This is a genomic window from Allobosea sp. TAB14 (assembly GCF_052113865.1).
GTDB classification, from domain to species: Bacteria; Pseudomonadota; Alphaproteobacteria; order Rhizobiales; family Beijerinckiaceae; genus Allobosea; species Allobosea spartocytisi.
In genome coordinates, this window is sequence record NZ_JBFRDQ010000236.1 from 1 (window position 1) to 11,234 (window position 11,234).

An 11,234-nucleotide genomic window follows, 5' to 3' on the forward strand; every position below is an offset into this window, starting at 1 on the left:
TCGTTGCTGCGAGCGCTCTTCGTCCAGCTCTCCAACCCCAATACGGCGATCTTCTATGCGTCCATGTTCGCCGCGCTGCTGCCGTCCCCGACACCGTCCTGGATGTTTTTTGTTCTGCCGCCGATGCTCTTCCTGATCGAGTTCGGCTGGTACACGGTCGTGGCCGTCGGCTTCTCGTCCCGCACGCCGCAGGCGGCCTATCTCCGCTCCAAGGTCTGGATCGACCGAACCGCCGGAGCTGTGGTCGGAGCCCTGGGCACCAAGCTGATGGTGGACAGCCTGCGCTCGTCTGCCTGAGCTCATTTGCCGGCTCTAAGCCACCGCTCAGAAGCAGATGCTTCCGCGCTCACGGGGACGAAGGGCAACATTTGCCCCGTGGCTGCCCCGACATAACCTCCGGCCTACTTCCCTTGCGGCCGCGGCGGGGTCGCCACCGCCGGCAGCGATTTGAGATATTCCGCCATCGCCGCCCGGTCGGCGTCGGAAAGCTGTGCGGTGTTGCGCACGACATCGGCCATCGGCCCGCCGACGCTGTCGAAGCTCGGGGTGAAGCCGGTCTTCAGCAGCTCCGCGATCTCCTCCTTGGACCATTTGCCGAGCCCGTCGGCCTCGTCCTGCGTGATGTTCGGCACGGTGCCCTTGCCCTCGGGATCGGGGCCGCCGGCGAAGCGCGTCGCCGGGATGACGGCGCCGAACGCGTTGCGGCTGGAATGGCACTCGGCGCAATGGCCGGGACCGTTCACCAGATAGGCGCCGCGATTCCAGGCCTCGCTCTTGGTCGGATCGGGCTTGAAGGAACCGCCCTGGAAGAACAGCAGCTTCCAGCCGCCGACCAGGCGCCGGATGTTGAAGGGGAAGCGCAGTTCATGCGCCGGCGCCCGGCCCTCGACCGGCGACAAGGTGCGGATATAGGCGAAGAGATCGGCGAGTGCCTTGGGTGGGATCAGCCGGTAGGAGGTGTAGGGAAAGGCCGGGTAGAGATGCTCGCCCTGCCGCCCGATGCCGGCCGCCATCGCATCGACGAAATCCTGGACGCCCCAGTTGCCGATGCCGTCGCGCGTATGCGGCGAGATGTTGGGCGCGTGGAAGGTGCCGAAGGGCGAGGCCAGCGCCAGCCCGCCGCCGAGCCGCGTGCGATCATCCTGTCCCGGCGTGGCATGGCAGGAGGCGCAGCCGCCGGCCGCGAAGAGCAGCTTGCCGTTCTCGAGGTCGGGCGCCGGCAAGGCACCGATCTCCGGCGCGGGCGAGACGATGCGCGGGTCGGTTAGCAGGTAGAAGCCGCCCAGCGCGACGGCCGCCAGCAGGACGAGCGTGACCAGAAGGCGGCGCAGCAGCAGCATCGCGAACTCCCCAATCCCTTCGGCAGACCGGTGCATGACCGTGCCGCCTCAGGACGGCGCCGTGAACAGGCTATCTCACATCAACCTAACTCTAACGTGGCCGCCGCGCGAAAGCTCCCATCCGAGACGAAAAAGCGGGCGGCCAGCCATGGCGCCCGCTTCACCGCGCAGCTTTGGACGGCCGGGCCGCGCCTCACTTCTTGATGCGGTAGGCCTCGTGGCAGGCGCCGCAATTCTTCGTCGCCGCGCCGAAAGCGGTCCGGAAGTCGGCGAGATCGCCGGCCTTGGCGCCCGCCTCCGCATCCGCCTCGAACTTGGCGAAGGCCGCCTTGAATCCGGCCTGATCCTCCCAGACCTTCGGCGAGGCCGTGGTCTCGCCCCCGCTCTTGGAGCTGTCCGGGAACAGCGTCGGCATCTTCTTGGCGGCATCGGCATAGGTCTTGAAGACGGACTGCGCCTTGCCTGCATCGAATGGCGTGTCGCCCTTGGCCATGGCCGCGCCTTCGCGCGTCGCGGCGCTGACCGCCTTCATCGTCTGCTGACGTTCGGCGATCGGGTTCGTCTCCGCCATCGCGGCGGTGACGCCGAGCGCGAGGCTCAGGAGCACGAAAGCGGTGCGGATCATTCAGGTCCCCTTCGAGGCAAGGTCGCAATCGTCTGGGCGCCGGACGGCGCCGTTTTGAACTCGTCCAGATCAAACGATGATCGCGCCGCCGCCAAGTCGCTTTTGCGTGAGCGGACTTGCAAAGCTGCAAATCCGCCCTTGCATCAAAGCCGGTAGCCGGCCTCCTTCAGCGCGTTGAACACCTTCACCGGCGTCGCCGGCATGTCGATCGCCTTGATCCCGGCGGCGCGGTCGAGCGCATCGACCATCGCGTTCATCACCGCCGGGCAGGCCCCGATGGCGCCGGCCTCCCCCGCCCCCTTCACGCCGATGGCGTTGGTGAGGCAGCGGACATTGCGCGTCTCGAAATGGAAGTTCGGCACGTCGATGGCGCGCGGCAGCGCATAGTCCATGAAGGTCGCGGTCAGCATCTGGCCGTCGGGATCGAAGCGGATCTCCTCCATCAGCGCCTGGCCGATGCCCTGCACGGCGCCGCCATGGACCTGCCCCTGCAGCAACAACGGGTTCAGCGTCACGCCGAAATCGTCCACCACCACATAGTTGAGGATCTCGGTCTGGCCGGTGCCGGGGTCGATCTCGAGCTCGCAGACATGGGTGCCGTTCGGATAGGTCGCCTCCGGCGGCGTCCAGCTTTGATGGACCTTGAGCATCGTTGGCGTCGCACCCGGCAGCGCCGCGATGGCGGCGAGGTCGAGCTGCTTGTCCGTGCCGACGATCCGAACCGCGCCATTGGCGATCTCGAGGTCGCCCACGGCCGCCTCGAGCGTCTCCGAAGCGAGCTGCTTGAGGTTGTCGGTCAGGATCTCCGTCGCCTTGTTGAGCGCCGCCCCGCCCACGGGGATCGAGCGCGAGCCGCCGGTGCCGGAGCCGGTCTCGACCCGGTCGGTATCGCCCTGCACGACGCGGATGCGGTCCATCGGGATGTCGAGATGCTGCGAGACGAGCTGCGAATAGGCCGTCTCATGCCCCTGCCCGTTCGACTGCGTGCCGATCAGCACGGTGACGGTGCCGTCCTTCTCCAGGATCACGGTCGAGCTCTCAGGCCCGCCGCCGCCGCAGGCCTCGATATAGCTGGCCATGCCGATGCCGCGGATCTTGCCGGCCTTGGCCGCAGCCTTGTGGCGGGCCTTGAAGCCCTTCCAGTCAGCCACCTGCATGGCATGGCGCATATGGCCCTCGAACTCGCCGGAATCGTAGACCGGGCCGGTCTGGGTCTTGTGCGGCATCTCGGACGGCTTGACGAAGTTCTGCGCCCTCACCGCGTCCGGCGTCTTGCCGGTTTCGCGCGCGATGGCATCGACCAGCCGCTCGATCAGRTAGGCGGCCTCSGGRCGCCCGGCKCCRCGATAGGCRTCGAYCGGCGTGGTGTKGGTSAAGACSCCRCGGAASMGCACATGCACGGCCGGGATRTTGTAGCAGCCCGGCGTCATCGTCGTGCCGACCCAGGGGATGAACGGCCCGTATTGCGAGAGCCACGCCCCCATCTCGGCCGAAAGATCGACCTTGAGGCCGATGAACTTGCCCTTGGCGTCGAGCGCCATGGTCGCGGTGGCGAGGTTGGCGCGGCCATGGGTGTCGGCGAGGAAATGCTCGTTGCGGTCGGCGACCCAGCGCACCGGGCGCTTCAGCTTTTCCGCCGCGATCATCGCCAGCGGATATTCCCGGTAGAGGAAGATCTTGGTGCCGAAGCCGCCGCCGACATCCGGCGTCACCACGCGGATGCGCTTGGGATCGACCTTGAGCACATAGGTCGCGATGAGGTCGCGCATGCCATGGCTGCCCTGGCTGCCCAGCGTCAGCGTCCAGCGCTTCTCGGCCTTGTCGTATTCGGCAACGCAGGCGCGCGTCTCCATGTAGTTGGAGGCCAGCCGGTTGTTGACGATGGTCAGGGAGACCGTGCGCGCCGCCTTGGCGAAGGCTTTCTCGGTCTTCTCGCGGTCGCCCTGCTCGGCCTCGAAGGCGACATTGCCCGGCCTGTCCGCCCAGACCTGCGGCGCGCCMTTCGCCAGCGCTTCTTCGATGCCGGTCACGGCCGGCAGCGGCTGCCAGTCGATCTCGATCGCCTCGGCGGCGTCACGCGCCTGCGCCAGCGTCTCGGCGACGACGAAGGCGACGGCCTCACCGACATGGCGCACGGTATCGCGCGGCAGCACAGGCACCGGCAGCGATTGCGACATCTCGCCCGAGACGGTCTTGATATGGCCCTTGCACGGCAGGTCGCCGTATTCAGCGACATCCTCGCCGGTCAGGACGAGCTTCACGCCCTTCATCCTGCGGGCTGTCTCCTTGTCGCGGATGGTGAAGCGCGCATGGGCATATTGCGAGCGCAGCACATAGGCATGCAGCGCGCCTTCAACCGCGATGTCGTCGGTATAGCGGCCGGTGCCGGTGGTCAGGCGCTGATCCTCGACCCGCCGCACGGGCTGGCCGAAACCGAATTTCATGGGACGCATGAGGCATATCCTCAGTTGGCTCTAATGAAAGAGTGGAACAGAAACCGCATGTCGTCAGCCCCGGCGCCCTATGCGTCGGGGCTGCGTTCAACGCATTGCGTCAGCGGGAGAAACGCACCGCCGATTCCGAAAGCGTGATCATCGTGTTGTAGCTGCTCACGATCCAGTTGGCGTCGTTCGCCGCGCCGCGCCGGACATCGCCCTTGCTCTTGGCGAGCTTGCTGCTGAAATCGCGCAGCCTGCCGAGCCAGGAGCTCGCCTGGCTGTCCACGAAGAGCGACTTGCCCGGGTTCTTGTCCTTGAAATCGTCCATCTCGCGGACCGCCCCGGCATAGCCGGCGACCGCAGCATCGAACGCCTTGAGGTCGACGATCGGCTTCTCGTTTGACGGCATCAGGTCGATGACCGCCCGGGCGTTGACCATCACGTTGCGGACCTGCCAGCGCGCGGACTTGCCCTCGCGGCTCTCGAGCGCGGCCAGCTCCTGCGCGTCGAGCGCCGTCTTGTAGACGCGCATTCCGGCGTCGAGCCTGGCGCGCAGCTCGAGGAAGGTCTTCGCCGCCGGCACCATCTGCGCATGCAGCTTCTGCCCTTCGGCAAGGTTGTCGTCGCGATAGTCCTTGCGGTCATAGTAGCGCTCGGCCCGGGTGATCAGCGGCGCCAGCTCCTGATAGGCCTTGATGTAGCTGAGCACCGTCGCGTCGATCTCCGGCAGTTTCGGGGCGCGCGCCGCCGCATCTTCCGCCTTCTGGATCTCCCCGGTGACGTCGTAGAGGCTGTAGAGCCCGTAATCGATGTAGCGCTCCTTGCCGGTCGGCCCCTTCTTCATGTCGACCCAGCTCGCATAGCGCTCCCAGGACTGGATCGCGCGCAGCGTGCGGTTCATCAGCGCCGTATAGGCGTTCGACTTGGAAATGGCGGCCTGCAGCTCGGCCTCGCCCGCCGGGGCCGAGGCTGCGCTCTGGGCCGGAACGCTCTGCGCCGACACCATCGCTGGCGAGGCGGCGACGATGGCGGCGGCACAAACCGCGCTGCGAAGCAGAATACGGATAGGCATGGCAGTAATCCTGGTCTTGAACGGGCCGGCGGAACGCGACCCATCCGGTCAGTCGAAGGAGATCGCCTCCCCTCGCATCGCCCAATCCTTGAACCCGCCGACATAATGGCTGTCGATGTCGAGCCCGGCCGATTGCGCGAAGGCCAGCGCATGCCGCGAGCGGACACCCGCCGCGCAGGAAAAGACGATGCGCTTGCCCGGCTCGTCCGGCAGGTCGGCCGGGTCGAACTGGGAGAGCGGCCGCGAGACGGCTCCGGGAATATGCCCGGCTGCGAACTCATGCGGCTCGCGGACATCGACGAGCAGGATCGAGCCCTCGGCGAGGCCCGCCTTGATATCGTCGATGTCGAGGTCGTTCACGGTCATGGCGGGTCGCTTCCTTCGCTGCATCCGGAAGCGGAGATAAGGCGGCCGCGCCCGAACGCCAATGCCTCAAACACCCCGAAACGGCGGTGCGGCATGACACGCGGTTTCCTTGTCGCGGCGTCGCGCATGATGGGCCGGGTCCAGGTCGGACTCGACCTGGGCGACGCCGGTGGTGTTGCCGAGCGCGAGGATGATCTTCTCCGCCTCTTCCGTCGAGACGGCCTTGCCGGAGACCTTCACCTTGTCGCCGTCGATCTGGATGTTGACGTCGGACGGCAGGCCATGGCCAGCCAGTTCCTTCTGTAGGTTATCGGCCGTCGCGGCATTGGCCGGGGTCGATCCGAAGATCTTGGCACCGGCTTCTTTGATGAAACTGAACAGACCCATGGATACCTCCTTGGTTTGGCAAGCCATCAAGCCCGGTCTGAACGTCCTGCGCAAGGCTTGCTTGCCGATTCCGTCCGAAGTTCAAGCAGTCTAACCCGGTTTGCGGTCATTTTCTCCGTGGGCGCACGACAGTTTGCCGACAGCCGCGCTTCACCGCACGCCGCGCGGCTGGCAAAACACGCATCCTTACAGAATCGGAGTTCCCATGATGCTGACGCTCGCCCAGGCCCAGGCGATTCTCTCCGCCGCACTCGCCCACGCCACCGAAAACGCGTTCAAGCCGCTCGCCATCGCGGTCATCGACGCGCGCGGAGCGCAGAAGAGCTTCGCCGCCCAGGACGGCACCAGCCTCAAGCGCGGCGAGATCGCGTTCGGCAAGGCCCATGGCGCGGTCGCGCTCGGGCTCGGCTCGCGCGCGCTCCACAAGATGGCGCAGGACAGGCCCTATTTCATCGAGGCGGCCACCCATGCGGTCGGCGGCCTGCTCATGCCCGTGCCCGGCGGCGTGCTGATCCGCTCGTCCGAGGGTGAGCTGCTCGGCGCGGTCGGCATCTCCGGCGATACCTCCGACAATGACGAGGCCGCAGCGCTGGCGGGCATCGCGGCGGCCGGTCTGCGTGCCGAGACTGGCGCCTGAGCCCGATCCGGACTTGCCAAGCGGCAGGCGAAGGCTCATCTCCACCTCCGGCAAAGTTCGTTAAAACGCACGGTTTGGACCGGATCGAAGGCAGGACCATGAGCGACGCGGCAGCCAACGAAAACGAAGTCATCACGACGGACGTCGTCATCGTCGGCGCCGGTCCCTGCGGCCTGTTCGCCGTCTTCGAGCTGGGCCTGCTCGACATCCGGGCCCATCTCGTCGACATCCTGCCGAAGGTCGGCGGCCAATGTGCCGAGCTCTATCCGGAGAAGCCGATCTACGACATCCCCGGCTTCCCGATGGTCACCGGCCAGGCGCTGGTCGACAACCTGATCGCCCAGATCAAGCCCTTCGGCCCGACCTTCCATCTCAACCAGATGATCGAGTCGGTCGAGCCGACGGGCAGCCCCGAGGCACCGCGCTTCCGCGTCACCACCGACGCCGGCACGGTCTTCGACACCAAGACCGTCGTCATCGCCGCCGGCGGCGGCTCCTTCCAGCCCAAGAAGCCGCCGATCCCCGGTATCGAGAACTACGAGAACGGCTCCATCTTTTATGCCGTGCGCAGGATGGAGGCCTTCCGCGGCCGCAACATCCTGATCGTCGGCGGCGGCGACTCGGCGCTGGACTGGACGCTCAGCCTCCAGCCCGTCGCAGCCCGCGTCACGCTGATGCACCGCCGCGACGATTTCCGCGCCGCGCCGCATTCGGTCGAGCAGATGCGCGCTCTCGTCGCCGAGGGCAGGATGGACATGAAGCTCGGACAGGTCACCGGGCTCAAAGGCGAGAACGGCAAGCTCGAGGCCGCGATCTGCCGGGACAATGCCGGCGAAACCTTCGAGATCGCCTGCGATACGATGCTGCCCTTCTTCGGGCTGACCATGAAGCTCGGCCCCATCGCCGATTGGGGCCTGAACCTGCACGAGAACCTGATCCCGGTCGACACCGAGAAGTTCGAAACGAGCGTGCCCGGCATCTTCGCCATCGGCGACATCAATGCCTATCCGGGCAAGCTGAAGCTGATCCTCTCCGGCTTCCACGAAGCCGCGCTCTGCGCCCAGAAGGTCCACCGCTACGTCTATCCGGAGAAGCGGCTGACCTTCCAGTACACGACATCCTCGACCAGCCTGCAGAAGAAGCTCGGCGTCGCCTGAGATCGCGCGACGACCTGCTTCATCATTGCGAGCGTAGCGAGGCAATGACGGAGACCGGACTCGGCGCTTTCCCGCTCAGTGCGCCTCGGTCTCGCCGAAGATCCGGGCGGAGGCCGTGCCATTGCGCGATGCGGCGCCCGGCTGGGTGGCCCCGAGGCCGAGCGAATCGCGCACGGCCGGCGAAGGCCCCGCCAGGATCCGGTCCGCGCCCGGCGCCGCCACGATCTGCGGCTCGTCCGGGTCATAGGGCGGTGGCGGCGGCAAGGTGTCTTCCGGCTCCTGCGGCGAAATCCGGGCCCTGAGCTCCGCGATCGCGCCCGAAAGCGGCTGGAAGCTGAAGGTGACCTTATGCGTGCCGGCCGGCACCTGCACGGCGCGGAACAGCACATTGGCCTTGAGAATCTCGGTGTCGACGCCGTCGACCTGCGCGCGCCACCAGGGGTGCCAGACATCGTTGAGCACGACGAAGCCCGCGGCCGGCGTGGTGACCTCGACCTCGACCTCGGTGTTGCGGTATTTCGTCAGCTTGACCTCGGCCTGCACCGCGGCCGGTCCCTCGGGCGCGGCGACCGGCGGCTCGGCGTCGAGCAGCACCGCCTGCTGCGGGTCGATGTCGGGCCAGCGGCCCGAGAGCTTCATGCTCTCGAAATCGGCGAAGGCCCAGCCGCCGACGAACTGCACGCGCGGCAGGGCGTTCGGGTTCTCGTAGACATAGCCCTGCTTGGTCCGGGCGAGCAGCGTCAGATCACCCGGCTTCAGGGTGCGGTCGACCTGCTCGATCGGCACGGGCGAGGCGATGTAACGCAGGCCGAGCAGGTTCGCGAGCCGGCTGTTGTAGGAGGGGAACAGCGGCGTGAACTTGCGGTCGCCGGGATTGGCGATGCCGTCCCCGGTGCCGACCGCCTCAGAGAAATCCTCGAGGCGCAGGGGGTTGTAGCCCAGCGTATGGTCGAAGCCGTGCACCATGCCGGCATTGGGCCACTCGAATCCCATGCCGAGCAGCTCCACCCGGTCGCGGCGGGGCGACCCCGCCGGCTGCGCCGTCAACTGCTTGAGCAATGCGATGGTCTGGTTGTGCGTCGTCGGCCGCAGCACGTCGTAGAGCTGCGGCGGAAGCGCGGTCGATTCGTTCGGGCCGTTATTGACGCCGAGATCGGAGGCGACGACGCCCGTCACCAGCACCATCGCCGCGACCRGCGCGAGCGCCCCGCGCCAGCGCTGCAGGACGACAAGCAGCGCCACGGCCGCGCCGAACCAGCCCAGGGCCGCCAGAACGGGCGCCCACGCATCGCCGAGATGCCCTTCGCTGCGCGAGAGCAGCATCGCGACCAGCGCCACCGCCAGCACGATCGCACCGCCGATCAGCAGATCGCGCCAGAAGGAGATGCCTTCGGCCGTCAGCATCCGGTGCAGCACATAGCCGGAGAGAATCGCCCCGAGAGCGCCGATCAGGAAGGTCGCATCGGCCGGACGGCGGAACATCTTCACGCCCGGCAGATAATCGTAGAGCACCTGGAAGACCGGCGTGTAGCGGCCGAGCGCATACAGCACCATGAACAGCAGCAGCAGCGTGAGCGGCCTGACCGCCTTGTCCCAGAGCCAGCCACGCGTCAGCCCCGGCGCGATCAGCAGCAGCATCGGCAGCGCGCCCATATAGATCTGCGCCATGTTCTGCGACAGGGTCAGATCCTTCACCCAGTTCGGGTTGAGATAAGGCCCCCAGAACGTGACATTCGGGTTCTTCGCGCCGAAGAGATCGCCGACGAAGGCGGTCAGCAGCGACGCCGGATGCAGCGACCCCGTCGTCGCCACGCCCAGACCGATCTCCGGCCGCGTCGTCGCCTCGGCGAAGAGCCAGGTCCAGAGCAGCGGCACCGTGATCACGGCGAGGCCCGCGGCGCTCGCCAGCGCGGCGGGGACGAGCGAGGCCCGGACGGACGGCCAGCCGCCGGAAATCCAGTGCGCCAGGACCATGCCGATCAGCACATAGCCGCCGAGCATCGCGACCTGGTCGGGCTTCAGCACCATCAGCCCGGCGGCGAGCCCGGCGAAGACGCCGGCCCAGCCCGAACCGCGCTGCAGCATCCGCGCCGTCAGCCAGAAGGCGATGGCGAAGAAGGCCAGGCTCTCGATCTGCCCGATATGCTGGATCCGCCAGGACGCCGAGGCGCCGAAGGCGAAGACGAGGGCCGCCATCAGCCCGCCGGCCGGATGCCAGCCGCGGTCGCGAAAGAACATGATCACGGCAAAGCCGGCCACCAGCAGATGCAGCAGCACGAAGGCATCGACCATGCGGAAGCCCGGCGCCGGCGAAAGCAGCGCCAGGATGATCGCGGGCGAGAAGATCAGCGATTGCGGATCGGCGACCTGCGGCGAGCCGGCGAAGACGTTATGGTTCCAGAAGGGCGACTGCCCCGAGTGCAGTGCCCGCGCCAGGAACTCGACCTGCGCCTGGAAATGCGCCTTGGCGTCGAACGGAATCGTCACCGACCCCGAAAGCCAGGGCCAGCACAGGACGACCCATGCCACAACGAAAGCGATGGCCGCCAGCAGGTAGCCGGCGCCCCTTGCATTCACCAAGCGTCTCAAACGGACCCCCACGGTCCCAAGGCGCGAACGGCTCCTTCATGGAACCTCCCTTCGGCCTTTTAGTGGAGCAGGACATTGGTGGTGTGCAGATGAACTGAATCTGAACGCGATCACGGACCCGTGAGCGAATTGCGTAAAAGCTGAACGAAGGCCGAATCCGATCGCCGAAACAGACGGCTTTCAACCGGCAGCGATACGCCGCCGAAACCGTTTCAGCGTGGTTTTTCGGCGAGCCAGGCGGCCAGAACCCGCCGCTCGCCTGCCGTCATGCCGGAGAGGTTGTTGGGCGGCATCGCATGGGTCATCACCGCCTGCGACCTGATGGCGCGGGCATGGATGGCGATCTGCTCGGGACCGTCGAGCAGCACGCCCTTCGGCGCGATCTGGATGCCGGGCCAGGACGGCTCCGGCGCATGGCACATCGCACAGCGCCCGGTGACGATGTTGGTCACCTCCGCCGGCGGCAGAGCCATCCCCGCCAGCAGCACAGGCCTGCCCGGCTCGCGCGGCTTCAGGCCGAGCTGCTCGCGCCCGCCGGGCGAGGCCGACATCGCCACCCAGAAGGCAAGCCAGAGCGCCAGGATCGCCACCGCCCAGCACCACCAGGGCGATTTCGCATGGTC

Annotated in this window: 10 protein-coding genes and 1 pseudogene; 3 read left to right on the forward strand and 8 right to left on the reverse strand. The window is 67.1% G+C overall.

From position 1 onward, the window contains the following. Positions 1 to 297 (forward strand): LysE family transporter (locus tag AB4Y99_RS24830; RefSeq protein WP_441525193.1); only part of this gene is annotated, 297 nt, incomplete at its 5' end. 104 nt (positions 298 to 401) lie between these two features. Here the strand turns inward: AB4Y99_RS24830 and AB4Y99_RS24835 are convergent. From AB4Y99_RS24835 to AB4Y99_RS24860, 6 genes are all read right to left on the reverse strand, one after another. After that, positions 402 to 1,340 carry a c-type cytochrome gene (locus tag AB4Y99_RS24835; RefSeq protein WP_441525194.1) on the reverse strand — a complete coding sequence of 313 codons (939 nt, stop codon included), beginning with the start codon at positions 1,338 to 1,340 and terminating at the stop codon, positions 402 to 404. A gap of 193 nt (positions 1,341 to 1,533) precedes the next feature. Continuing rightward, entirely contained in the window at positions 1,534 to 1,965 is a 432-nt protein-coding gene (locus AB4Y99_RS24840) for a c-type cytochrome (RefSeq protein WP_441525195.1), read from the reverse strand. 143 nt (positions 1,966 to 2,108) lie between these two features. Then, positions 2,109 to 4,418, reverse strand: coding sequence for a xanthine dehydrogenase family protein molybdopterin-binding subunit (locus AB4Y99_RS24845; protein ID WP_441525196.1), 2,310 nt, complete (start codon positions 4,416 to 4,418; stop codon positions 2,109 to 2,111). Positions 4,419 to 4,518: 100 nt separating this feature from the next. Continuing rightward, on the reverse strand, positions 4,519 to 5,475 hold the full coding sequence (locus AB4Y99_RS24850; protein ID WP_441525197.1) for a YiiG family protein: 957 nt from the start codon (positions 5,473 to 5,475) through the stop codon (positions 4,519 to 4,521). 48 nt (positions 5,476 to 5,523) lie between these two features. After that, a complete protein-coding gene (locus tag AB4Y99_RS24855; protein WP_038358691.1) occupies positions 5,524 to 5,841 on the reverse strand; it encodes a rhodanese-like domain-containing protein in 318 nt (105 codons plus the stop codon). 66 nt (positions 5,842 to 5,907) lie between these two features. Then, on the reverse strand, positions 5,908 to 6,228 hold the full coding sequence (locus tag AB4Y99_RS24860; RefSeq protein ID WP_441525198.1) for a BON domain-containing protein: 321 nt from the start codon (positions 6,226 to 6,228) through the stop codon (positions 5,908 to 5,910). A gap of 205 nt (positions 6,229 to 6,433) precedes the next feature. Between AB4Y99_RS24860 and AB4Y99_RS24865 the strand changes: the two genes are divergently transcribed. Continuing rightward, a complete protein-coding gene (locus AB4Y99_RS24865) occupies positions 6,434 to 6,865 on the forward strand; it encodes a GlcG/HbpS family heme-binding protein (RefSeq protein ID WP_038358693.1) in 432 nt (143 codons plus the stop codon). A gap of 98 nt (positions 6,866 to 6,963) precedes the next feature. After that, a complete protein-coding gene (locus AB4Y99_RS24870; protein WP_441525199.1) occupies positions 6,964 to 8,022 on the forward strand; it encodes an NAD(P)/FAD-dependent oxidoreductase in 1,059 nt (352 codons plus the stop codon). A 75-nt stretch (positions 8,023 to 8,097) separates the two neighbouring features. Here the strand turns inward: AB4Y99_RS24870 and AB4Y99_RS24875 are convergent, their stop codons facing one another. After that, positions 8,098 to 10,599, reverse strand: a complete 2,502-nt coding sequence (locus AB4Y99_RS24875) for a hypothetical protein (RefSeq protein ID WP_441525200.1) — start codon at positions 10,597 to 10,599, stop codon at positions 8,098 to 8,100. Between the two features lie 224 nt (positions 10,600 to 10,823). After that, positions 10,824 to 11,234: pseudogene (locus tag AB4Y99_RS24880) on the reverse strand (urate hydroxylase PuuD); the annotation flags it as partial.

Excerpts from the sequence above, each read along its gene's own strand:
- AB4Y99_RS24850 (WP_441525197.1), bottom strand. The coding sequence starts at position 5,475 with ATGCCTATCCGTATTCTGCTTCGCAGCGCGGTTTGTGCCGCCGCCATC.
- AB4Y99_RS24855 (WP_038358691.1), bottom strand. The coding sequence starts at position 5,841 with ATGACCGTGAACGACCTCGACATCGACGATATCAAGGCGGGCCTCGCC.
- AB4Y99_RS24870 (WP_441525199.1), top strand. The coding sequence starts at position 6,964 with ATGAGCGACGCGGCAGCCAACGAAAACGAAGTCATCACGACGGACGTC.
- AB4Y99_RS24835 (WP_441525194.1), bottom strand. The coding sequence starts at position 1,340 with ATGCTGCTGCTGCGCCGCCTTCTGGTCACGCTCGTCCTGCTGGCGGCC.
- AB4Y99_RS24840 (WP_441525195.1), bottom strand. The coding sequence starts at position 1,965 with ATGATCCGCACCGCTTTCGTGCTCCTGAGCCTCGCGCTCGGCGTCACC.
- AB4Y99_RS24865 (WP_038358693.1), top strand. The coding sequence starts at position 6,434 with ATGATGCTGACGCTCGCCCAGGCCCAGGCGATTCTCTCCGCCGCACTC.
- AB4Y99_RS24860 (WP_441525198.1), bottom strand. The coding sequence starts at position 6,228 with ATGGGTCTGTTCAGTTTCATCAAAGAAGCCGGTGCCAAGATCTTCGGA.